This window comes from Cohnella abietis (genome assembly GCF_004295585.1).
Classification (GTDB): domain Bacteria; phylum Bacillota; class Bacilli; order Paenibacillales; family Paenibacillaceae; genus Cohnella; species Cohnella abietis.
Genome location: NZ_AP019400.1, coordinates 6,753,522 through 6,779,082, shown reverse-complemented (window position 1 = coordinate 6,779,082; position 25,561 = coordinate 6,753,522). Strand labels below are relative to the sequence as shown.

At 51.4% G+C, this 25,561-nt stretch carries 14 protein-coding genes; 10 read left to right on the top strand and 4 right to left on the bottom strand.

What is annotated here, in order from left to right:
• Positions 1 to 64 precede the first annotated feature (64 nt).
• Genes KCTCHS21_RS29640 through KCTCHS21_RS29625 form a run of 4 tightly spaced genes read right to left on the bottom strand, consistent with a single transcriptional unit; the run spans position 65 to position 4,061 of the window.
• Entirely contained in the window at positions 65 to 268 is a 204-nt protein-coding gene (locus KCTCHS21_RS29640; RefSeq protein WP_130616082.1) for a hypothetical protein, read from the bottom strand.
• Entirely contained in the window at positions 265 to 1,365 is a 1,101-nt protein-coding gene (locus KCTCHS21_RS29635) for a GerAB/ArcD/ProY family transporter (protein ID WP_130616081.1), read from the bottom strand. The genes KCTCHS21_RS29640 and KCTCHS21_RS29635 overlap by 4 nt, the downstream gene beginning before the upstream one ends.
• Positions 1,362 to 2,567: a Ger(x)C family spore germination protein gene (locus KCTCHS21_RS29630; RefSeq protein WP_130616080.1), complete on the bottom strand. Its 1,206-nt coding sequence runs from the start codon at positions 2,565 to 2,567 to the stop codon at positions 1,362 to 1,364. The genes KCTCHS21_RS29635 and KCTCHS21_RS29630 overlap by 4 nt, the downstream gene beginning before the upstream one ends.
• 9 nt (positions 2,568 to 2,576) lie before the next feature.
• Positions 2,577 to 4,061, bottom strand: coding sequence for a spore germination protein (locus KCTCHS21_RS29625; protein WP_130616079.1), 1,485 nt, complete (start codon positions 4,059 to 4,061; stop codon positions 2,577 to 2,579).
• Positions 4,062 to 4,340: 279 nt separating this feature from the next.
• Here KCTCHS21_RS29625 and KCTCHS21_RS29620 point away from each other — a divergent pair, with 279 nt between their 5' ends.
• The 10 genes from KCTCHS21_RS29620 (at position 4,341) to KCTCHS21_RS31530 (ending at position 25,557) form a co-directional block, all read left to right on the top strand.
• On the top strand, positions 4,341 to 7,370 hold the full coding sequence (locus KCTCHS21_RS29620) for an SGBP N-terminal domain-containing protein (RefSeq protein ID WP_130616078.1): 3,030 nt from the start codon (positions 4,341 to 4,343) through the stop codon (positions 7,368 to 7,370).
• 353 nt (positions 7,371 to 7,723) lie between these two features.
• Positions 7,724 to 8,905 carry a Gfo/Idh/MocA family protein gene (locus KCTCHS21_RS29615; protein ID WP_232058004.1) on the top strand — a complete coding sequence of 394 codons (1,182 nt, stop codon included), beginning with the start codon at positions 7,724 to 7,726 and terminating at the stop codon, positions 8,903 to 8,905.
• A gap of 12 nt (positions 8,906 to 8,917) precedes the next feature.
• A complete protein-coding gene (locus tag KCTCHS21_RS29610) occupies positions 8,918 to 10,081 on the top strand; it encodes an SGNH/GDSL hydrolase family protein (RefSeq protein ID WP_130616077.1) in 1,164 nt (387 codons plus the stop codon).
• Positions 10,051 to 12,507 (top strand): hypothetical protein, encoded by a 2,457-nt coding sequence (locus KCTCHS21_RS29605; protein WP_145988999.1) that lies wholly within the window; start codon positions 10,051 to 10,053, stop codon positions 12,505 to 12,507. The genes KCTCHS21_RS29610 and KCTCHS21_RS29605 overlap by 31 nt, the downstream gene beginning before the upstream one ends.
• 17 nt (positions 12,508 to 12,524) lie before the next feature.
• Positions 12,525 to 13,298 (top strand): sugar phosphate isomerase/epimerase family protein, encoded by a 774-nt coding sequence (locus KCTCHS21_RS29600; protein WP_130616075.1) that lies wholly within the window; start codon positions 12,525 to 12,527, stop codon positions 13,296 to 13,298.
• A gap of 103 nt (positions 13,299 to 13,401) precedes the next feature.
• The gene (locus KCTCHS21_RS29595; RefSeq protein ID WP_130616074.1) at positions 13,402 to 15,738 is read left to right on the top strand and encodes a helix-turn-helix domain-containing protein; all 2,337 of its coding nucleotides are present in this window, start codon (positions 13,402 to 13,404) and stop codon (positions 15,736 to 15,738) included.
• 212 nt (positions 15,739 to 15,950) lie between these two features.
• The gene (locus KCTCHS21_RS29590; RefSeq protein WP_232058003.1) at positions 15,951 to 16,841 is read left to right on the top strand and encodes an ABC transporter permease; all 891 of its coding nucleotides are present in this window, start codon (positions 15,951 to 15,953) and stop codon (positions 16,839 to 16,841) included.
• 158 nt (positions 16,842 to 16,999) lie between these two features.
• Positions 17,000 to 17,761 carry a carbohydrate ABC transporter permease gene (locus KCTCHS21_RS29585; protein WP_197726493.1) on the top strand — a complete coding sequence of 254 codons (762 nt, stop codon included), beginning with the start codon at positions 17,000 to 17,002 and terminating at the stop codon, positions 17,759 to 17,761.
• A gap of 75 nt (positions 17,762 to 17,836) precedes the next feature.
• Entirely contained in the window at positions 17,837 to 19,426 is a 1,590-nt protein-coding gene (locus tag KCTCHS21_RS29580) for an ABC transporter substrate-binding protein (RefSeq protein ID WP_130616071.1), read from the top strand.
• Between the two features lie 32 nt (positions 19,427 to 19,458).
• On the top strand, positions 19,459 to 25,557 hold the full coding sequence (locus tag KCTCHS21_RS31530; RefSeq protein WP_130616070.1) for an Ig-like domain-containing protein: 6,099 nt from the start codon (positions 19,459 to 19,461) through the stop codon (positions 25,555 to 25,557).
• Positions 25,558 to 25,561 lie beyond the last annotated feature (4 nt).

The following is a 25,561-nucleotide window of genomic DNA, read 5'->3' as shown; positions in this document are numbered from 1 at the left end:
TTTTGCATACAATTCGAGAACGTGGCGTTCCCTCCGACTGAATGCCGGTCAATACACGCCCTGTCTATAATCCAATCCAATCTATAGTCGAACCAATCAAGCGGTCGGGATTGAACTTGTTATTAGTAAAAATACTAATCCAGACCGTAGCCCCTAGCAGTGACAGCACGGTGAAAATCACAATTTCTCGTACGGGTCTTTTACCGCGTATCAGATATACGACAATAACGCTGAATACTAAGACAAAGAACACGATAAAACCATTCAAGAAGTTTCCCCCTTGCCTTTGTGTTTCTTCCGCCAGCGTGTCACAAGTAGCAGAAGCGCTGGCACAATAATTCCGTATAGGCAGGAATATTTGAAGATGTACTCTTTGTCCCAATTGACGTTTTCCACAACATTCTCATGAATCGTTAGCGCTAGCCCGGCGATTAACAATAATAACGGAACGGTAATCCAAGTTCTATCCTTCACCTGGAACAGCTCGCAAATCCCAGCGACGGCGCAATAATACGCAATACAGAGCTTCAGGAAAATCCAGATTAACCAAACGATAACGATCGTCGATTCCACATGCTCGATAAATTCTGCCACCTGCAGCTCCTGAACAATGATGTACAAGGGATACATGAAATGCGATGTTCGTGTTACCCCCAATACGCCGATCGTAATGAATACAATGCCGGTTAGCAATGAAGTTGCCGTGATAAAACCAAGCAATAAGCCGGATTTGAGGCCACTAGTGACATTAGGTACAAGCATAAGCAGAGCAATGCACTCCAAGAAGGGAAAGCCGATAATCGGGAGCGACGCCTCCACGATCTCCATCGCCTTTGCTTGGAAAGGCGGTTCAAAACGCATCCAGTTCCACTCCGTCAAAGTCAGGAGGTAAATGACAATGAGGACGAAAACGATAAACGGCGTCAAAAACTCGCTGATTCTTGCTATCGTCTCGATTCCTTTAATTACAGCGTAACCTGCGACGGCCAGAATCATAATATGAAACACGGAAATCGGCGTATTGTGCATCAGGATAGTCTTCATGAAATCACCCAGATTGCGCGTTACCCAACTGGAGGTTTGTACGAAATACCAAATATACAGTAACGCGAACAAACCGCCAACCGTTTTCCCTCCGGCTTTGAGACAAATCTGAACTAGGCTGCTTTCTGGATTTGCTTTGGCCAAAGCGATCCAAAGAAAGACGACTATAAGGGCAAATCCACCGGAGAAGAGTGGAATCATCCAGCCATCTTGCTTCGCTGCGGATATCATACCTCCCGGCCTGACGAATAAGGCCGTTCCAACCGCATAGTTCAAGGTCAATAAGAAAAACTGCCATCCGCTAATACGTTCCTTAATCATGGCTGTTCCTTTTTATCCACATAGGGGTCGATCGTGATGCCCACGGTTTTAATCGTACTACTAACCGTAATCTCGAGCTTCGTCAACCGCCACTGATTTTTGTCTTGCTTCGCTGTTTTCCATTCCTGGCCACGCTTGCGGTTAATCGTATCTTCAATGCCAGCCACATCCCAGCCGTGCTGTTTCCCCTTCTCAAAGAACTCTTCGGATTGCTCAGACACTTGGCGGTTAAAGGCTGAGGTAATTTGATCCAAATTATCACCCGTCAGCTTTTCGCTCTGATTGTTGCCCGTTATATGCAATCCTGCCTCGACATGGAGCTTTAAGACAGGACGCCCATCTTGCATCACCAGCTTCTTTCGAACCTCCAATTTATCCGAGCGGATTTCAACACCCTTGCCGTTAACGGTAAGCGACTGGATCAAGACGTCAATGTCTCCGCTCATCAGATTAAACCAGGGCATTTCGTCAGAAGTCAGCTTACCGATCATTATGCCCTGCTTGAATAAAGCTCCACCCTTCAGTATAAAGTTGCCTTTATTAGCATCGATTTTCTGATAGCGGGTTGCGGAAGAGGTGACGTCCTTACTTGCCAAACTGATGAGTGGATGTGCGGTCAAGCCTGTGTTTTCGAGGTTGTCGACCAGACTTTTTACCATCGATTTTTTGCTCGCTTTTCCCGAAAATGCTGCCTGATTGTTAATAATAGAGCGAATCGCCCTGCCCGACATTTTCTCCAGAGGTAGGTAGGTTTGCATAATGTCCTCAATTGACGAATCGGTTACGATCAGGTTGATCGTCGATCTGCGATCAGGCTGTTTTTCCAAAAAATTGAGCTGCTCCACCAGTCCCCACCTCGCCATTCTTTCCGTCACTACCAACGCCTGATAATGATCAAAGAACGGCTTTCGTGGAATCAAATCAAGCATCTTGTTCATCGGGTCCATGGTATTAGTCGTATCAATACGGTAGGTATAGATAGGGGCAATTGTCCCCGGGGATTTCTGGGCAGCTAAGCCTGACGGATTAACAATCTGAAAATACACACTATACTTTCCCGATTCGGGATCTCGATCCACACCGATAAAGTTAACGATAGCAAGCTGATTTACTTCTACCATATCCCAGCATCCCGTCAAATACAGGCAGGACAAAAGGATGAGCCACCGACTTGTCTTCCTGAGCCAATTGTTGACTTTCATCTTGTGGTGTCACCTTTTTCTTCGACGTGGCTTGCTCATCCGAGGATATGTTCTCTGCTTCGGCCGAGGTATCCGTATCAGAATGTCTTTCCAATCCGAGATATACACAGGGGCTACGGGTGCTAGATAAGGGACGCCAAACGATTTTAAAGAAGCAAGATGTACGACTGTGAGCAGAAAGCCGCACAAGATGCCGAACAACCCCATAAACCCGGCAAGCAGCATAAAGGCGTATTGCAAGAAACGCTGTGACAGTCCGAAGTTGTAATAGGGAGCGACAAAGTTAGAAATGGCCGTAATGGCGACGACGATGACCATCGCTGCTGAAACAAGGCCTGCCTGAACCGCTGCCTCCCCTAACACAAGAGCTCCGACGATGGATATGGCCTGACCTGCGACTCTAGGCATTCGTAACCCAGCCTCACGAAGCACCTCAAAAATAATAGTCATTAGAAACGCCTCTACATAGGATGGGAAAGGCACTCCCTCCTTCTGCGAGGACAAGCTAACCAATAGCATAGGGGGGATTAAAGCTTGTTGATATAACGTTACGGCAATATATAAAGCTGGAACGAATACAGCTAGCACAAAGGCGAGAAACCGAATCCAGAGCATTAAGGTGGCGATATCCGCCCGTTGAAAATAATCCTCCGGTGACGAGAAAAACTGCCAGAAGGTGATGGGACCTATTAATGCATAGGGGCTACCGTCAACTAACACAATGACTCTTCCCTCTAAAAGATGAGAGGAGGTTACGTCGGGACGCTCGGTTTTCTGGATCATGGGAAACGGCAGCAGGGTTTTATCTTCAATCCATTGCTCGACATAACTGCAATCTATAATCCCATCGGATTGTATAGAACGAAGTCGTTTGCGAAACTCTTCAACTGTGTCTGACGAGGCTAGATCCTGCATATAAGCGATGACCACTTTAGTTTCTGTTGCGGTGCCCAGCTTCATTTCCTCAAATCGTAATTGACGAGTACGAATTCTTTTGCGTAGTAAACCAATGTTCGTATTCATATCTTCGTTGTACGCTTCATGTGACCCACGAACGGTCGTTTCGGTTTTCGGCTCATCTACAGGACGATGATAAGTTTTACCTACATCCAGCATCAACGCCCATTCGACTCCCGGCATGATGAGAAGGCATCTCCCATCTAGTAAGCCTTGAATGCATGCATGAATATCGTCGGCTACCGCCGTTTTCACATTGGGAAGCTTCCCCTTCCAAGCTTCCAGCTTATCCGGCTCATTGGCCAATGCATCAGGTAGCCAGCCTTCCGCGATAAAACGAAGAATTAGGTTCTCGATTCTGTCGGTATCGACCAATGTTTCAATGAACAAACAGTGCCCTATTGAATTCTCACCCAGCGCAAAGGGATGATGGTTAAAGTCTGGTGGATGTCCGACGGCCTCGATTAGCTCGCGAACAAAGTCATTAGGCTCGTCTACATCGGGGTTGCCGAATGATGAACGGGAATGATCGGACATGGCTATACCTCCGAATAGGGGATATGACCCAGTTATCCCCACTCCCTTCTCCTACCATACCCCTTCGATTTGGCAGAAATGATTCAGAAAAAGGAAAAAGCCCGCAACAGCGGACGATTCTTCTTTATCAAGAAATATTCCTCCTCTAATATAGTCCCTTAACTATCTTGAGCTATCAACGCTCAAAGAGGGTTTTGTCGAAATTTGTAGAAATAGATACAAGAGGTGTGGAGCATATGACATCTATGATCTACAAAATGAAGCAGGAGGCTAACAATATTGTTTAAAGCATTCAAGAAAGCCGCGTCAGTAGCGCTAGTTTTTAGTTTATTTCTAAATGTATTTCCTCAAGTTATTTTTGCGAAAGTCGAAAGCTCATCGAAGGAGTTTCTTTCTTTTTCCGTAGAGGGGAATCCTGGTGTCATCGATAACGTGAACCATAAGATCAATGTCGTCGTTCCTTTCCGATCCGCCGTTGATAATATGCATGAAATCTTTACAGTTTCCGAAGGTGCGTCCGTTCTTGATCATACTAGTAATGTTACTCGGACAAATTATTCGAGTCCCCAAACATTAACGGTCGTTGCCGAAGACCGAAGTATACAAGTCTATACAGTTACGGTAACTATCGGTCCTAGCAACTTAAAGTCCATACTGTCGTTTAATTTGTCCAATCCTGCCGTGACGGGCTTTATCGACGATGAAGCCTATGCGATCTTTCTTACCGTTCCAAAAGGTACGGATGTGACTGCGTTGAAGCCCACGTTTACTACAGATGAAATGATGGCAAAAGTTAAGGTGAATGATGTTGTTCAAGTAAGCGGTAATAGCGCTCAGGATTTTACGCAGCCACTGATTTATATGGTTGAGGCTTTGGATGGCAGTACACGAGACTATAGAGTTACCGTTAATATCCAAAAAGAGCTCAGTACGGCCAAAGAAATCACTTATTTCGGGTTGGCTTCGCTCTCTTCTGTCGGAATTATTGATGAGACAAACCATACGATCGCTCTTACAGTTCCCTTCGGTACAAACTTGACATCTTTGGCGCCAGTTTTTACGTCCACGGGTACCGGGGTTTATGTGAATGATGTACAGCAAGTTAGCGGAGAAGCCGTATTAAATTTTACATCGGATGTTGTCTTTACCGTTCGTGATGAAGCCGGCGGCACTCAATCCTATACTGTGAAGGTACAAGCTGCAGCTGCAGATGTAAGCTCAACCAAAGCAATGCTGACTTATGCCGTTGCTGGTATACAGGGTACTGTGAATGAAGATACGCATACAATAACTGTTGTATTGCCTACCGGAAGTTCAAGGCTCAATCAAATCGCAACGTTCACGACAAATGGTCAATCTATAAAAATTGGAACCAGTGTCCAAAGTTCGGGCCAAACGATTGACGATTTTACAAGCCCAGTAACGTACACTGTATTTGCTGAGAACGGGCTGACACAGAATTATGTAGTCAAAGTAGTCTTAGCCAATCAACTAACTTCTTACGACCTCATCTCTCCCGTACACGCAACCGGAGTGATCGATCCAGTCCAACGCACGATTACACTTGATGTCCAGTATGGAACGGATCTAAGTGCAGCTAAGGCTACATTCGTGACAACAGGTGATCATCTTAAAATCAATGGTATTGTTCAACAATCGGGTGTCACGGCATCGGATTTAAGTCTGTCTCCGATCATCCATGCGGTAGACTCTGAGAATAATGCCATCACTTATACTCTAATAGTTAATAGAGGTTTGAATCCCGCGAAGGAGCTTACTTCTTTCAAGTTAACGAGCCCGGAGAGTAACGGAGTCGTTAATCAGACTACTCATACAGTATCGGTAACTGTCCCCTTTGGAACTGATGTGACCCAATTGGCACCTGTCTTTACGAGTACAGGCGCAGAAGTGAAGGTTGGACTTCAGGATCAAGTCAGCGGCGTTACTACGCAAGACTTTACGAATCCGGTAACGTATTCGGTTTACGCTGCCGATGGTAACAAGCAAGATTATGTGGTCACGGTAGTCGTAGCCAATCAATTAAAGTCTTTTGACCTCATCTCTCCCGTATTGGCGACCGGAGTGATCGATCTAGTCCAACGCACGATTACACTTGATGTTCCGTATGGAACGGATCTAAGCGCGGCTAAGGCTACATTCGTGACAACAGGTGATCATCTTAAAATCAATGGTGTCGTTCAACAATCGGGTGTAACGGTATCGGATCTAAGTCTATCTCCGGCCATCCATGCGGTAGATTCTGATAATCAGGTTATCCCTTATAACCTGATTATTAATAAGGGCTTGAATCCTGCGAAGGAGCTTACCTCTTTCAAACTAACGAGCCCGGAGAGTAACGGAGTCGTTAATCAGACTACTCATACAGTATCGATAACTGTACCTTTTGGTACAGATGTGACCCAATTGGCACCTATTTTTACGACTACTGGCGCAGATGTGAAGGTTGGACTTCAGAATCAAGTAAGCGGCGTTACTACGCAAGACTTTACGAATCCTGTAACGTATTCGGTTTACGCTGCAGATGGTAACAAGCAAGACTACGTAGTGACGGTTACGATAGCGGAAAGCGCACCTTCCGGAGGGTACAATCCGCCTCTGGTTACGCCAACCGAGCCGAAGCCTACTTTACCGCCTGCGACTTCTATTTTCAAATCGGTAGTAGATCAAGCTAAAATCGAAGCCTATTTGAAAGGCAAAGTGGAGCAAGCGCAAACGGAGCCTGTTAGGGACGTATTCCCTGATGTTAACGAGCATTGGAGTAAAGCGAATATCGATCTTTTCGTCACATTAGGATTCTTAACCGGATATAAAGACGGAACTTTCCGTCCTGATGCTTCTATTACACGTGCAGAGTTTGCTGCAATAATAGCTAAAGTGTTCCACATCGAACCTGCGAGCAGCTCGCTGGTGCTGAAGGACGTGAAGGATCATTGGGCTAGTCAAGCAATTGTAGCACTAGCGTCCAACGGAATAATAACGGGTTATGGAGACGATACGTTCAGACCGAGTCATGCTATTACGCGTGCTGAAATCATTGCCATCATAAGTCGCATCGTAGATTTCAAGGGTGTTGAAAAGCATCAAACGGCGTCATTCAATGACGTAGTCGGTTATTGGAATTCAGATGAGATTCAGACGGCAGCATCTGCCGGCATTATTGAAGGCCGCGCTGCGGGTACCTTCGCTCCGAACGAGTCTTCAACTAGGGCGGAAGCTTTGAGTATCATTATGCGCGCGCTAAGTTTGAATCCGGACATTAAAGCTTTGTTTGACCAGCTTAAATCTTAGTCATAGCAGACACCGTCCAAATCCAAATATTCTATTCGTAGGAGGGGCAAACCAATTGGTTTGCCTCTTTTAAGTGTGGCGTGCATGCATGGCGATTAACTAGGTGGTGAAAGTCCACTTGGGGGGTTTGTAGTTGCCAACCACTAGCCAAGAGCAAGGGTGTCCATCATAGTCTGCTTGAGATTTAAAGAGAACTTCATCCCCAAAGGGGATAATCACTGGAGGAGCCGGATGAGTCGACCCGCATGTCGGATCTGTGAGAGGCCCATGCAATTGCGCATGGGCCTACTCGATTCTTGCATTAGCCCTAAATTCTATATCGGGAAGCCAATTATCGAAGAAATCTACATAATTTGAAGTGTACACGGCCGGATGCGACACGTAGATTTAAGTTGCGAGACGATGCTCGGCGTTACCGATTAGCGCGTCGTGCTCGAAGGAAAGCGATTAAAGGGGAGACAAAGATGAAGAAGTTGAAAGTCGGCGTTATCGGTGTAGGAGAGGTTGCCCAGATCATCCATTTGCCCATTCTAGAATCGCTGCCGGAGCTTTACGAGATGGTTGCGTTCTGCGATATTTCACCAAAGCTGCTTGCGAAGATGGGAGAGAAGTACCGGGTCACGAACCTGTATTCGAACGTCACGGAGATGCTCGAGCAGTCCGAGCTGGATGCCGTTTTCGTACTGAATAATATGGAATACCATACCGATTGTACAGTGGCGGCATTGCAAAGAAACATTCACGTATTCGTCGAGAAGCCGATGTGCGTGACCGAAGAGGAAGCCCGTGCGATTATCGGAGCGCGAGATGCCTCTAACTCCCAAGTGATGGTCGGCTATATGAGGCGGTTCGCGCCAGCTTATCTTCGTGCACTGGAAGAAGTCCGGACGATGGGGCCGATCAATTATGCGCGGGTGCGGGACATTATCGGTCCGAACGCTTACTTCACAGGCCAATCGGGTACCCGCGTATACCGATTCGACGATATCCCGGCTGAAGCCGTCCAGGATCGCAAGACGAGGAATGCCCGTCTCATGAGGGAAGCCATCGGCGATCAGGCCCCCGAGACTTATGACGCGTACGGCCTGTTGTTAGGCTTGAACAGCCATGACATCTCCGCGATGCGGGAGATGCTCGGAGTACCCAAAAGCGTGAAGGCGGTCGCTTCCTCGCACGGCGGTAGATTCAAAACCGCGATTCTGGAGTTCGATGGTTATAACGCCGTCTTCGAGACCGGCGTAGATCAGCAAGGACGTTTTGATGCTCATATCGAGGTGTACGGGGAGCGCAAATCGGTTCTCGTTCAATACGATACGCCATACTTGCGGCAATTGCCGACAACTCTGCGGATTAGGGAGACAATCGGGGATGCCTTGGAGGAGACGGTCATACGCCCGACTTACAAGGACGCTTATACGTGCGAGCTCGAGTATTTTCATCAAGTAGCCGCAACCGGAATGCGTCCCAAGACGACGCCGGAAGATTACCTGCAGGATCTCGCTATATTCAGCATGATGATGGATGCCATCAAGTAGGGGAGTGATAGAATGAGCGGAGTGGATCGCAAAGACGAGAATCAAGCAGACCCAAACTTGAAGATAGGCGGAAATTCGGAGTCGGACTTGAAATGGGTGTCGGCGCTCGAAGCGCCGTTTCGCGTGACGGGCTTGCCGTGGCTGGATCGGGATGGCGTCTACCGTAGGTTGCCCGTACATCCTAGCCATGAGATTCGGCCAGAAGTGGATCGATTGGCGAATAATACGACCGGCGTGCAAGTCCGTTTTCGGACGGATTCCCCAAATCTATACGTGCGGGTGAAGCTAGCGGACAAATATAGCATGTATCAGATGGCGGCTACCGGCCAATGTGGCGTGGATTGTTATATCGGTGCGATCGGAAACCAGAAGTATATCAATACTTCTCGGTTCGACTTTACCCAAGAGGAGTATGAATCCGTACTGTTCGATTCGCTTACGCGGGAGATGCGCGAAATTACGTTGAATCTTCCCTTATATCAAGGAGTAGCAGAACTGCACATCGGCGTCGCTCCCTCTTCGGAGATCGCGGCTTTCCCGGGTTTCCCCGTCGATAAGAAGGTACTCCTCTACGGAACTTCGATTACGCACGGTGCATGCGCGACAAGGCCAGGCATGGCTTACCCCAACATTCTAAGCCGAATGTTTCCGCTGGAATTCGTGAATCTAGGATTCTCCGGCAACGCGCAAGGGGAGCCGGAGCTCGCCCATTTGATCAGTCAGATCGAGGCGCCCGGATTGCTGATTCTGGATTATGAAGCCAATACGCCGAGTACAGAGCGACTCCGCGAGTCGTTGCCCGAATTTATCCGGATCTACCGCGATCGTCATCCCGACGTTCCGATTCTAGTGCTATCGCAAATACGTTTGGCGAGAGAGGCATTCGACGGAGAACTGGTTTCTCGCAGGGAGGAGCGCAAGCGGATTCAGCGGGAAGAGGTTGATCGGCAACGAGCCGCGGGAGATCTCAACGTTCATTTCTTCGACGGCGCGTTGCTGCTGGGCGAGGATCCCCAAGATTGCACGACGGACGGCATACACCCATCCGATCTGGGCTATGCCCGCATAGCGACGACGCTTCGGCCCGTCATTGCCGAACTGCTGAATGCCGTCATCGAACAACGAACGAGAAGGGACGACGGGAAATGGGACGAGCAAAATCGAGTAAGCGACTAAATCGAGTAACGCTGGAAATGAGTTTGAAGCCTTTTACGAGTATGGAACCATCCGCCATCGAAGCGGTATGCGAGGAGGCGATTCGGCAATGGATGCCGCTGATCGGCATGGCCGACGGTTGCTCGATGCTCCTATGGGTGGCCGACGGCAGCGAGATTCTCGTCTGGGACGGAAACTGGGAGCGCGAGATCGAATGGGGACGCTATATCGGCTTCGCGAACGAGGATAAATTCGGACATACCGATAAGAACGATCCACGCGTAGCCAAGCTTTATCGGTCCGATGCGTGTTCGATCACCTACGCTGACCTCCGGTTCATCGTAGCCGCGTTTAAGCGGATCGCCGAAGAGAAATTCAGTATCCGGATGGAAGTCGGTGCGACGTTCGACGCCGGCCCAGAATTCGCTTATTCGGATTTTAAATACAAGCATCATCTGGAGATCAACCATGCGGAGCTGGGCGGCAAAGAAGTCGCGCTGAAGGCGGATTACACCGTGATCTGCACATGGTCCAAGTTGAACGGGGATCAGACCGCTTATGCGGCTTATCCGGATGGCATATCCGAAGGCACGCCTTTCGGAGAATTTCTGGGACGACAATGCGCCAGTTTCCTGCCGGAGCTCGGCTTCGATTATATTTGGTTCTCGAACGGCTTCGGTTTCTCGTATTTTCCTTGGACGTACTTGGGAGCGAATTACGACGGAACCTCAATGCCGCTGGCGAATTACGAAGAGCTGACGGGCAAAACGTTGTCATTCTGGGAGCATTTCAAACGGGAATGCCCAGGGTACCGTACGGAGGTGCGCGGCACCAACTTCGGGACGGGAATGGATATCGCCAAAGATTTCATTCCGCTTGCGGAGCTGTACCGGAGAAAATACATCGAGTTTCCGCCGCCGAATTCGCCATGGGGTGCCCTCAACTTCGACTTCGGTCTGGAGATCGCCTCGCACATGTCCAGAATCGCGGTTCTGCCCGGAGAGACGTACCCTTATCGCTTCTATCCGAACGACCCATGGTTCTGGCAGAATCCTTGGTGGGATCTCTACGATCGGGAGCCGCACGACATCTATTGTCCGTTGACCGTCGCCCGGATGAACGGCGAAGGTGAGCTTGAAAACCCGGGAATCATCGAGCTGTTGACGATCGATACGGAGAAGGGTGAGTTGAACCCGGATTGTCCGGCGGAGATTATCCCCCACCTGCGCAGAGCGATTCAAGACTTCCCCGATCAAGCGGGCATTCTGACCTGGTTGTATCCGTTCAAGGAATATCACGAGGCTGTCGCGGCATCGGAGAACGAAGCGAACACGATTTTCTTCGAAGAGTGGTTCGTGCGTAATGCGGTCAATCAGGGTTTGCCTCTGAATACCGTACTGAGCACGGATGAGTTCGCGGCAATGACGGGGGAAGGTAAGGGCAAGCTGCGGGAAACGATCTTATTCGTTCCGGCTTCCGGATTAATAGGAGCGAATGCGCGGCTTCTGGAAGCCTTCGTGCGGGAAGGCGGCAGGGCGATTATCTACGGGGCGGTTACCGATCCGCAGTGGCAAGAACTGCTCAACATCCGGCAGGATAGCGGTCTTGAGGGAGAATTGGAGCTTGCTTCCACGTTACAGCCGGACACGATCCGCGGCGATGCCGCTGCCTCCAGGATATTCAAGCACGATCCGCTGATTGGAGGGGGCGTGCTGAATGAGATTCTAGCCGATGCAGACGATTGGGCCACGAAAGTATGTGCGACAGCGAGTCGGGATAATCAAGTTCGAATCCTTGCTTTGACAAGGGAATTGCCGGAGTGGAACGGCGGCAAAGTCGGCTGGGTGCGGGGGTCACTGCCATTCGAAGGCGGGGAAGTGACGCAGCTGCCCGTACGGCAACCGGATGCCTATTCGGACATCTCGATTCTAGTCCGGCTGTTGCTCGCTGAATTCGGATACGAGCTGAACCAGATCAAGCATGAAGAAACGAATAAGCCGGCTCTTCTGTTCGTCTCTCGACACGACAACGGCTTTTACTTCACGGGAGGGCGGCAGGATACTTCGGTTGCCTTGAGCATGCGCTTTCCCGACGGGGTTCCGGTGATCGCCGGTCAGACGATCAGAGCAGGACAAGGCGAAGCCGCCTATTCGTTGGATCGGACGTTCCACGACGAGTGCCGCGTCTTCGTCGATCAGCGGGAGACGACAACCGTCTTCTGCCGGGAATACATGCCGAATCCTACGCCTAGGAAAGTTACGGTACGGTTCATCCACGTTACCGGTCTGCGCGAGGCAAAGGTCACGATCTACCCGCCGTTAGCCAGCTTGATCGCGGGAGAAGTAGAAGTAAGAGCCGATAATGTATATCTCAATTTGGAAGATTGCGTATTCGGCGACAGGTTGGTCATCTCGAATATTAGCGGAGAGATGGAAGTCACATGGTGAACCGAGGGGGAGTCGAATTGAAGCACAAATTCGCCGTTCAATTATATACGCTACGCAAGGAATGCGAGAGTGATTTTCCCGCAACGCTGAGAACGCTTGGCCGCATGGGATGGGCCGGGGTGGAAACGGCTGGCCTTCATGGCCATGCCCCGGAGGAGATTGCCGAAGTGCTGAGGGAGACCGGGCTGAAAACGGCAGGCATGCATGTCTCGGTAGAACGATTGCGATCAGATACGGAGGGCGTCATGGCCGAAGCGAGACTACTAGGCACAAATCGTCTGATCTGTCCGTCTGTGCCTCATGAATGGCGCAACGAGCAAGGCTACGTAAGGTTGCGGGAGGAACTGAACGCGGCGGCTGCCGAGTTGAGGTCCGAGGGCTTCACGGTCGCATTCCACAACCATGCCTTCGAGTTCGATACGAGCGTTCGCGGCAGGGATGCTCTGAGTTATCTTATAGAACCGGTGTTGGATAATGCCGTGCTGGCGGAAATTGATGTATACTGGGTAAAAAAAGCAGGCTATGATCCTGTGGTATTCCTAACGCCCTACAGCGGCCGAATGCCTACGATGCACTTGAAGGATATGACTGGCGACGAGCGCAGGACCTATGCCGAGATCGGTACGGGAATAATCGACTTCGAGCCCCTGCTCCTATGGGGAGAGAGGAACGGCGTGGAATGGTATGTCGTGGAACAAGATATTTGCGAGGGCGAAGCGCTCGACAGCGTGAGGATCAGCTTGGACAACCTGCACGCGCTGGCCGATCAGTTGGAGGCCATATCGGAATAAGATCGTACGAGGGACTGGCTAATGCCAGTCTCTTCGGCATTGTGCATACAAGGCGGCGGAAGCTTCTAGCTAACGCCGCGACGAATTGGAGGAGGACAACCGAATGAAGCGATTCGGGATCAAAGCTTACTATGCCAAGATGGTACTCTGGATCAGCATCGCAATCCTGCTCATCATCACCGCGCTGTCGGCGGTCGTCTATATCAACACCCAGAAACTACTGGTGAAGAATGAGTATGCCTCCAATCAGAAAATCCTTTTCCAAGTGAAATACAATATGGCGTTCATGGACGATACGATCAGCAGCTTGTGCAAATCTCTCTATTTGAACAGCGACGTAGGCGCAGTGATGTATGCAACGCAGGAGAATATGGTCGACGTGGCCACTCGCTTGAATAAAGTAACGAGCTCAATAACTTCGACTAATCCGTACATTCATTCCATAACGATCTACAACCGGAACTTGGACCAGACTTACAATGCGGGAAGTCCCGTGTTCTTCGAAGATCAGTTACTAGATACTATGTACCATTCGGAACAGCTACCGCCGAAGATGAAGCCGATCTTCCGCAACATCGGGAAGTTGGTGAACAGAGAGTCGAAGCCCGAGCATGTGTTTTCTTATATGATGTACGAAACTTCGACGGACGGTCTGAAGCCCGAAGGCGTTATCGTCATCAACGTCAGGTCGGAGTGGTTGCTCGACAACATCCGGCTGATTAATATGATCGACAAGCGCAAAGGCGACAATATCTTCCTCTTGGACCAATCCGGTGAGTATTTGGCCGACGGAACGAGTGACAATGGGATGATGCAGTGGTTGAAGTCCGATCTAGCGGACTATAAGGCTACCCATCAGGATGCGGGCGCTGACGGATTTTTTGAAAGCAAGCACGGCGGAACCCCCTATTTAGTCACCTATTCGAGCGTCGAGAGCGCCGGGATGACGTTGCTGAAGACGCAGCCCATCCTCGAAGTGTATCGATATATCGCGAGTCTACGAACCAGTATTATTGTCATCACGCTGATTGCCTTGATTCTGGCATTCTTCATCTCGATTCTGATCTCCCGCAGGATTTATCGGCCGTTCGGCAACCTCGTGAATGCGATCAGGCGAGATAGACCTCGCGGAGCGGGGGAGAACGAAGTCATCGACGAGATCTCGTATTTGAATAACGTCTATCGGCAATCGATGGAAGAGCTCGAACTGTTCTATAAGGAGAAGCACGACAACAAGGACGTGATGAGGCATTATTGGCTGAGTCGGCTGCTCGACGAGCGCTTTACGATTTCTAGGGACGAGCTTCTGGTTTTATTCAAAGAGATGCGAATTTCTTTGTCTCCGGAGGCTTCGTATGCGGTATGTATGTTGAAAATCGATAATTATAAGGAGTTCCAGCAAGCCTTCAGCGCCAAGGATAAGGAGATGTTCCGGTTCGCGCTGCTCAACATCGCCTCAGAGATCGTAGCCCGAACGTATCCGAACGAAGGAATCGATATGAAGGAGGATCATGTGCTGCTGATCGTGAGTCTTCCGGAGCAAGACGGCGCTTATCCCTCGGAGCTTGTTACTCTACTTACCGAGGCGCAGGAAAACTTCTCCCGATTTTTCAAAGTTACTTTCACGGCTTCGATCAGCGACAAGACAGATACGCTTAGCGGGTTGCATTCTCTATACAATCAGACGTTAGATCAAGCCATGTATCGGCTGCATCTCGGGCATGGCTCCATCATTACGTACGCGCGCATTCGCAAAAACGCCGAAAGTAAAAAATCTGGTTATTCGAAGGAATTGGAAGAATGGCTAGTGGAGACGATCAAGTCGGGCAATGTCGCCGCCATGAAGGAAGTGCTTGCGAATCTGTTCGGGGAAATGGAGACGCTGAATTATCACAATGCCTTGGTCTCGATCATTAGACTGGTCAATACGGCGATCGAAGCGTTGGAAGATGCGAAAATACCCGCTGCGCCTTCGCTCCAGATCGCCTCTATTGGCCGCCGCATTCTTGAGAAGGAGACGATGGCCGAGATCCATCGGATCATAAGGGGCGGACTTCAGGATTCTATTAACAAGGAACCGGCCGAGAATACGGATACGCTCAACTCTTTCGTCGTAGACGCGGTAACGGAATATATTCATAATAATTATCAGGACTTATCCTTAAGCATGCCTTCGATCGCATCCATGATGAAGATTTCTTCCCGGAGCCTGAGCAAAATTTACAAGGAGGCGACGAATCTGTCGATCCCGGATATGATCAACGGGGTGCGGCTGACCAAAGCCGCGGAGCTTCTTATCCAAGAGGATCTGAGCGTCTACGAGGTCGTTCAGAAGGTTGGGTTTACGAACGAAACCTACTTCTTCAGCCTGTTCAAGAAGAAGTACAAGGTAACGCCGAAGGAATATGCCCTGCAAAGGAACGTAAACAAGATTAATTAATAACGCTGCAAAGATATCATTCGAGACCCAGAGCTTCCGGCGATAACCGCCGGGGCTCTGTTTTTTCGTTTAAGCTCCGATTTCAGGCGGCAAATGCGTGTTTTTGAAGGAAAAGACCGTTTTTAAAATATACAGTTCCGCCTTCCGCACCTAAAGTTGGGGTAGAACGAAACGCAACACGAAAAGGAAGTGCAGGACGCATGATCAGGATTATGAAAAAGAACGCGGGGCTGTCGATGTTGGCGCTGCCGGGATTTCTGCTCATCATTGTTTTCAATTATTTACCGCTCTACGGGTTGCTGCTGCCCTTCAAGTCATACCGGTACAACTTGGGGATATGGAACAGCCCTTGGGTCGGGTTCGACAACTTCGGTTTCCTCTTTAACGGAGACGTGCTCTATCGGGTATTGCGGAATACGATTCTCTACAACATGACCTTTATCGTACTCGGCACGACGCTCTCGGTGGTGGTCGCATTGCTTCTGTACGAGTTGAGCCGGCGATTCGTGAGAGCGTATCAAACGATTCTGTTCATTCCTTATTTCATCTCTTGGGTCGTGGCCGGATTCGCGTTTCGCTCGTTGTTCGATATGGAATACGGCGTCATCAATCGCTTCCTGGTCTCCTTGGGCGAAGAGCCGATCCTGTGGTACAGCGATCCGAAATACTGGCCTTACATTATCGTGATAGCGGCGGTATGGAAAGGTCTCGGTTACAGCTCCGTTATCTATTACGCGGCGCTGATGGGCATCGACTCGGAATATTACGATGCAGCTAAGATCGACGGAGCTAGCAAGATCCGGCAGGCGTTCTCCATTTCAGTGCCGATGATCAAGCCGATCATTATCATGCTAGTCATCCTGCAGATCGGCAGCATCTGCTACAGCGACTTCGGACTGTTCTACAACGTAACGCTGAACTCGTCGTTGCTTTATAGCACAACGGATGTTATCGACACGTTCGTCTACCGCTCGCTGATCGATTTGGGCGATATCGGGATGGCATCGGCGGCGGGGTTCTTCCAATCGATCGTCGGATTCTGCCTGGTTCTCGTTACGAATACCATCGTCAAGAAAATAAATCCGGAAAACTCTCTCTTCTAAGGGGCCAAACCATGAAAGATTACTCGACGTCACTCGCAAGAAGACCGCTGCCCGTCGGGAAGCTGATTATCCACTTTATCTTCATCGCTCTTTGCGCGGTCTGCGTATTTCCGTTCCTGGTCATTATCGGAACTTCCTTTCAGAGCGAGAACGATATTGTGAGATTCGGGTATTCCATAATCCCGAAGAATTTCACCTGGGATGCCTACCGGGTTATCCTGCACAGTCCGCAGACGTTGCTTCAATCCTATTTCGTGACAATAGCGACGACCGTCGTCGGATCGATCGTCGGAATGTGGGTGACGACTTCCTATGCGTATGCCATCTCACGCAAGGATTACCGCTTCCGGTCGTTCCTCGCCTTCTTCATTTTCTTCACGATGCTTTTCCACGGAGGGATGGTTCCCTCTTATATTCTGATGGTTAAGTGGCTGGGATTGAAGAACACCGCGCTAGCGCTTATCTTGCCTTATCTAATTAGCGGATGGTTCGTCATGCTGATGAAGGGGTTCCTGCAGACGATTCCGGAAGCGGTCATCGAATCCGCCAAAATCGACGGAGCGGGCGAACTGAGAATTTTCGCGCAGATCGTCCTTCCGATTTCCAAACCGGCGCTCGCGACGTTGGGCCTGTTCTTCGCCCTTCAATATTGGAACGACTGGTGGCTAACCTTGCTCTACGTCGAACACGACAACCTGATGAAGCTGCAATACTTGCTCATCCGCGTCTTGAAGAACATGGAGTACTTGAATTCGGCGGAAGCCATCGAATACGGACTGGTCAAGCCAGGAATGCTCGTGCCTTCCCTCAGCGCGCGAATGGCGATGTGCATTCTTGCCGCGGGTCCTATGCTGCTCGTATTCCCACTGTTTCAAAAATATTTCGTACAAGGCTTGACGGTTGGCTCTGTTAAAGGATGATAATTACTCCATAAGACTTACCAGCTTATGGATGCTAATTATAGATGAAATGCAAATAAAAGGGAGGCAATCCAAGTGAGTCGTGTAAAGACGAAAACATCAAAGAAGTGGCTCTTGTCAGGAACGTCCGCAATGCTAGCAGCAATGTTCATCGTAAGCGGTTGTAATTCGAAGGAGAATGCAGCATCCAGTCCGAGTGGCAACCCCGAGTCGTCGCAACCGGCATCTCAAGCCTCGCAGACCGCATCTCCGGAGGATTCAGGTAGCGAAACGAAGGATTTCGTCAAGCTCAGCTGGTACATGCCGAAGCCGATCGACAACATGAAGGATCAGGATGCGGTATTGGCGGAAGCGAACAAGATTATCAAGGAGAAGTTGAATGCTGAATTACAACTCAATCTGATCGACAATGCCGGCTGGGAAGACAAAATGAAGCTGATTTCGGCAGCGGGCGAGCCTTACGATCTGGTTTTCTCGACTTTCGCGACTAATCGGATCAGCGATAACGTGCAGAAGGGCGCTTTATTGCCGCTGGACGAACTGCTTCAGAAGTATGGACAGAACATTCTGGCCAAGGTCGATCCCCGCGCGTGGAAAGCAGTGACCTACAACGGGAAGATTATGGCGATTCCGGCGCAGACTCCGTACTCTCCGGCTGGCGCCCATGTATTCAAGAAAGATATGGTCGAGAAGTATCAGTTCGATTATAAGAGCGTCAAGAGCATTCAGGATCTGGAACCCTTCCTAGCCGAGATCAAGAAGAACGAGCCCGATATGATTCCTCTTTTAGCTACCGCAAATGGGACGGCTTCTGGGGTTACCTTATACGACTATACGACGGTTTCCCCGGGGATTTCTTATAGCGAGCAGGATGGCAAGATCGTCAAGATTCTGGGCGTCGCCCAGAACAAGGCAAACTACCAAACGATCAACGACTTCTACAAGAAGGGTTACATCGCCAAGGATGCGGCCATCAAGACGGACTACCTTGCCGAAGCCAAATCGGGCAAATACGCCGTCATGCGTGATTCCGGCGGTTATACCGAGGATGGTTCGAAGTCGACCGCGACTTACGGGTTCCCGACGGTAGAAACGTTGTCCGGTTATCCGACCATCTCGACGAATTCGATGACTTCGGCCGCTTCGGCCATCAGCGCCACGTCCAAAAATCCGGAAAGAGCGATGATGTTGCTCAACGAGATCTGGGGCGACAAGTACTTGTTGAACACGCTGGCTTATGGCGTCGAAGGAAAGAACTACACGGTAAAATCCGGAACGGTGAAAGACGGCAATCCGACAATCGAAGCTAAGAGCGGCTCGGAACAAACGTGGGCGATCTGGCACAACTGGCTTGGACCTCTATGGGATCAATGGGATTCCAATTGGAACTCCACGGCCGCGCTGGAAGCAATGAGGAAGAACAACGAGAACGGCAAAGCATCGGGAATTCTCGGCTTCATCTTTAATCCAGAGCCTGTAAAGAACGAGATCGCGCAAGTGAGCGCTATTCAGAAGGAAGCGAATCCGATTCTGACGACGGGTTCCATGCCCGACTTCGAGAAATATTACACGGGTCTGCAAAAACGGTTGGACGATGCCGGTATGGACAAGATTCTGGCAGAAGCCCAAAAACAATTCGACGCTTGGAAAACGGCTAATAGCTAATCAGATCGATCCGACGGCTCTGCTACGTAGTAGTGGGGTCGCCGTTTTTTTCAAACGTTCATAATTCCGGTGCGAAGGGGAATCCGATTGATATGTTCAAGATCAAATTTGGATGGACCGTTTTAAGCATTTCGATGGTTTTATGCGCATTTATGATCGTAGTTTATTCCCGTACCGTTCTCGCCGATAGTGAAAGCGCTCCCGCGGGAACCTCTTATCTAGTGGACGAGGACTTCACGTTTTTCTCCAATCTGGTCCCCGGCGAGAGCCGGCCTTCCGGCTGGGACGTTCGCTCCGCCGGCGGCGCGCTCGTCAGCCTGTATGCGGATACGCTGAAAGTGAGCGATACGAGTCAGGTTCTTCCCGTATCGATGAGCCGTAAGTTCCCCGAGCAGACCGAGGGTACCATCACGATGGAATACCGCTTTAAGCCGTTAACGATTATAGATGGCCTGAAGTGGCAACTGCTCGACGGAGATACCGCGGGCGTCAGCATCGCCACGAGCGGTAGCGATCTCGTGCTGGAGACGTCCGGCGGAGGAAAGGTTACGTTGCAGGCTTACGCGTCTAACACGGAATACGGCGTGAAAGTAATCGCGGACATGGCCGCCGGCAAGGCGGACGTGTATATTAACGGCGTCAAGAAAGCTGCGGCGCAGTCTTTCAAAAATTCGGTCGACGCATTGAATCGATTTGAACTGACGACGGGGGTAGCCTCTACGGGGGATTTTTATTTCACACCTCTCAAAATTTATAAGGGCTATGCCGTCAACGAAAGGCTGCTATCGGTCGCGAACGGCGCCGTGCCCCAGGATTGGACGTCGAGCCCGTCGGGCGGCACTATCAAGGTCGAGCAGATGTCCGAGCAAGTAAACGGGAGCACCCGGTATTACGTCATGTCTCCCAAGCCGGACATCTACAGCTTTAAGATGGACGCCGCGAACGCCACGGGAGCCATGGGGCTGTCGAAGAGCTTCGCTCCGCTCTCGGGAGACGTGACCGCGGAGTATAAATTTTACGTACCCGTCAAGAAGAACGGACTCGCCGCGGAACTGAAAAGCGGGACCGGAACCGCGTTAAAGCTGGTCACGACGAACGGGAAGCTGGCTTACGTCGACACGGCGGGTAATTCGGTCGAGCTATACGATTACCGGGAAAATCTATGGTACAGCCTCAAGGTGAAGCTAAGATTGGCTTCTTCCCGGGCAGACATTTATATTAACGGCAAGCTGAGCGCGGACAATGTCGTGCTGGCTTCTGGTATCTCTTCCGTGGACGGCATCCGCTTCTCAACTTCCGCCGCCGACAAAGGCACGATGTGGCTGGACGACGTTCTCGCTTTCGCGGATACGCCTTTGCCCTCCGACTACGTCCCGCCGCCAGTAAAAGTAAGCACCGGAGACAAGCTCGTCGGCGTTCAGAGCTGCCCGATGTGGCGCGAAGGTCATCACTTGGGCTGGGATATGATCAATCCGTATCCCGATCGTACGCCGTTGCTCGGATTCTACGACGAAGGAAATCCGGAGACGGCGGATTGGGAGACCAAATGGCAGGCCGAGCACGGCATCGGCTTCCAGATTTCCTGCTGGTTCAGGCCGATCGGCGGCGAGAACGCCCCGGTCAAGGATCCCTTCCTGTCTTCCGCCCTACACGACGGTTACTTCAATTCGGAGTATAGCGATCAAGTAGATTTCGCGATTATGTGGGAGAACTTGAACTCCAAAGCGGCCGACAGCAATGATTTCCGTAACAATCTGGTCCCCTATTGGGTCGAATATTACTTCAAGGATCCCCGGTACTTGAAGATCGACAACAAGCCGGTATTCACGATCTACCATTACGATCAATTCGTTAAACTATCGGGTTCCATCGCAGGAGCTAAGGCCGATATCGATTATCTGCGGAACGCGGCGATTGCGGTCGGATTTGATGACCTGATCATTCTGAACGTGTACAACGGTACGAACGCTCAAGATCTAATCAATCGCAGATCAGCAGGCTTCGATGCGGTGTACGCCTATTCGTGGGGTTCGTTCGGCGGACATCCGGATTATCAGAAGCTTAAGCTGACGTTGGAGAACGGATTCGGGGAACTGGATGTTATCCCTGGATTGAGTATGGGCCGGGACGACACCGCTTGGGGACTCCACTTCGGGTATTACGCGTCGCCGTCGGAATTCCAGTCACTCGCGCAGTGGACGAAGGATACGTATATCCCTTCGTTGTCCGCGGGTAACCTTGGCAAGAAGCTCGTCATGCTAGACAACTGGAACGAATTCGGGGAAGGCCACTTCCTCATGCCTGCCGGACTGGCCGGATTCGGGTACGTGGACGCGATCCGCGACGTCTTCGCGGGCTCCGCAGCTCACGACGATATCGTGCCGACGCAGGCGCAGAAGGATAGAATCGGCGTTCTGTATCCGGCGGGCAGAGTCGTCCCTAACCGAACTTTGACGCCGCCAGCCGTGTCGGACAACTTCGTTGCGTCGTGGGAGTTCAATACCGCCGGCGACGAGGAAGGGTGGACCGCGCTGAGGGAGGTAGATTCCGTTGGCGTCTCGGGAGGCAGCTTGACGGCCGTCTTCAACAACACGGATCCGGGGATCGTCTCCGGCGACCACCTTGGGATCAAAGCGGAGGATGCTCCCTATCTCAAGATCCGCATGAAGAATAACGCCAACGATATCGAAGGCAGAGTTTTCTTCACGACGGAGCTCGACGGGGATTGGAACGAGACGAAAGCGATGGGTTTCTTCGTTAATCCGCAAGACGACGGGTATACCGATTATTACGTGGAGATGTGGCGAAACAAAAGCTGGGTAGGCAACATCCGGCAAATCCGGATCGACCCGGTATCGGCCTTGGGAACGGTCGACATCGATTACATTCGCGCCGTCGCGAACGATTCTATGGAGATAAAGCTGTATGTGGACGGCAAGCGGAGAACGTTAAGCCAGCCACCTCTCGTTCAAGATGGGGTCGTCATGGTTCCCATTAAGGATATTTGGCTCCAGTTGGGCGTCAAATCCGAATGGGACGCCGCGGCGCAGAAGTTCATCGCCTTGAAGGGAAGTGCCCTATACGACTTGACGGTCGGCAGCGCCACGGCCCATAAGGACGGTCAACCGCTTACGCTCGAGCATGCGCCTACGCTGCTTGCGAACGGAACGGTTCTTGTCCCGCTCTCTTACGTCCATGATGCTTTCGGAGCGACCGTAAGCTGGGACGAGACGGTGCGGAAAATCGAAATTTATCCGGCCGGAAAGATCTGGGACTTCGAATTCGCGGACGGCTGGACGGCAAACGGGCAGATCGCGGGCGGCGCGGTATTAGGCGGCGTATTCAGCGGAAGTTCCTTGGGCGTATCGGGAGGAGTCGCGCCGGCGATCGAATCGCCGGACGGATTAAATCTGGCCGCCTCGTCCGTGAAACGCGTTCGAGTGAAGCTTCGCAACGAGACTGCCGGCAACGAGGCCCGGGTCTACTATCAGACAGAGGGAGATTCCTCGTGGAACGAGATGAAAAAACTGTCGTCGTACATCCTGCCGAACGAACCGTTATTCCGCGAATACGTGTTCGACGCGACGAACGCGGCCGGTTGGACGGGAACGATCCGGCGGATCAAGGTCGTTCCGACGTTAGAGACTGGAACTTTCGTGATCGATTCCGTGCACATGGATACGGCCGTCGCGTTGCCGATCATCGGGGATAATCTCGTTGTCGATCCGGGGATGGAAGGAAACGTGATTCAAGCGCAAACGACCAATACCGTGCTCGGATTGGATATATCGCAGGCCCATAGCGGTCACCAGTCTTTGAAGGTCGCCAAAATCGGAAGGTACAGCAGCGCGATGTTCAAATTAAACGGCGTCGTTCCGGGTCAGGAATACCGCTATTCGGTTTGGGCGAAGCTCGCTACGGCCCCCACGCTGACCGAGCCGTTGCGGGTAGGCTTGCAGTACAGGGTTGACGGAACGATTAAGCAGCTCATTATTTTCACCAGCGCGGGTTTAAGCAATCAGTCGTGGACTCAAGTTCAGGGGAACTACGCGATCGCGGAGACGGGCACCGTCACCGACGTATACTTATACGTCTATACCGAGGTCGACGCTAACCGTCATGACTATTACGTCGACGACGTCGAAGTCAGACCGATCTCCTACTCGGCGAGTCCGGCATGGATAAGCGCTACGGGCTTAAGTATGGACGCCGCGGCGACGGTCTATTACGGGAAAACGTTGACGCTCGTGCCGACTTTCCAGCCGGCAACCGGCGTCATTAACAAGGAAGTCATCTGGCATTCGGATAATCCGGCTGTGGCGACCGTCGACAACAACGGCATCGTCTACGGGAAAAGCACGGGGACGGCACGTGTCTCGGCCATGTCTCTGGATGGCGGACACACGGCGACGACCGAGGTCACGGTAGCTCTCAGACAGGGTTTTCCGTCCAACGAGTTACTCGGAAGCAACCTGATCGTCGATTCCGGCATGGAAGGCGGCGCGGTGCCTTCGGCGTATTACGGTTCGAGCGCGACGCTTACTCTTAACGCCGCCGAGCATCGGAATGGCGCGCAATCGCTGAGGGTGACCAAGACCGGCAACAACCGGTACGGAGCGGTATTCCTGCCTACGACGATCGAAAAAGGCAAGCTTTATTATTACTCGGCCTGGGGCAAGCTGGATGCCGCGCCGGCCAGCCCGGCGCTGCTTCGGATATGCATTCAATATAAGCTGGACGGCGTCGTGCAGCAGAAGATTTTATTCAGCAGCACGGCTCTCGGTTACGGCGGTTGGGTTCAGGCTCAAGGTTATTACGAAATTCAGGATGCCGGGGTCGTCACCGATACGAGGGTGTACCTATATACCGAGCAGTTAGGCGATTTGCAGGATTTCTACGTTGACGACATAGAGGTTCGCGAGGTGAGTTACGGCGTAACGAGCATTACACTAAACAAAAGCGAGATTACTCTTCCGATCGGGCAAAGCGAAACGTTGGAAGCGACGGTATTGCCGGGTAATGCGACGAACAAGAGCGTCGTTTGGAGCTCCGGCAATCCGGCGGTCGCGACGGTGGATGCCGGCGGAACGGTCACTGCCGTCGGCGAAGGCGTAGCCGTTATCACCGCGACCAATCCGGGAGGTGCTGCGCAATCGGCGACCGTCTACGTGGACGCTACCGCTCCCGTAACCGCTGCCGTCTTCGGTCCGTCGTCTCCGGACGGTCCGGGCGGAACTTACATCGGCCCGGTCACGCTTGAGTTGACGGCAACCGACGGGGTATCCGGCGTTCAGCAGGTTTCTTACAGCCGGGATAATGGGACGACTTGGACTCCCTATACGAACGCATTGGTATTCGATAAGCAAGGTTCTTACGCGGTGCTTTACAAATCGATCGACAAGGCGGGCAACGAAGAAACGGCGCAAAGCGCGAGCTTTGCGCTCTCAGCGACCTCCACGGTCGTTGAATTGAAGGACAGCGCGGGTAATCCGCTAAGCGGCGGAACGGTCAAATATTACGACGGGGCTTGGAAGGACTTGGGGACGACGGACGCCTCTGGCAAGGCGACCAAGTCGCTACCGGAAAGAAGTTATGTTTTCTCCGTGACCTATCAAGGGGTAACAAAACAAGCGACGCAGCATACGGCGTCGAACGCTACGGTCGTCTTCCAGACCGTCAAGGCGAACATCTGGTTGAAGGACAGTCTAGGGAACGATTTGTCCGGCGGAACCGCAAAAGCATACGTAGGCGGCAGCTGGCAGACGATCGGCACGACCGGCAGCGGCGAATTAAGCAAGGAAGTGTTCGCGGGGTCTTATACGTTCGGCATGACTTACGAGGGCGTTTACAACCAGCAAGCGTGGGACGTCGGAGAAGATCCGGCGGTCGTCTTCCAAACGGCAAGCATTCTTATCCAGTTGAAGGACGCGCAAGGAGCGCCGGTCGACGGAGGCATCGCCAAAGTGTATTCGGGAGGTGCTTGGAAGACGATCGGCGCCACGGCTAATGGAGAGATTCGCAAGGAACTGCTGCCGGCGTCCTATACGTTCGGCATGACCTACGGTACGGCGCTCGCGAATATTCAGAAGGATACCGCGACGGATCAGACGGTCGTCTTTCAATTGCCGTAAGCGC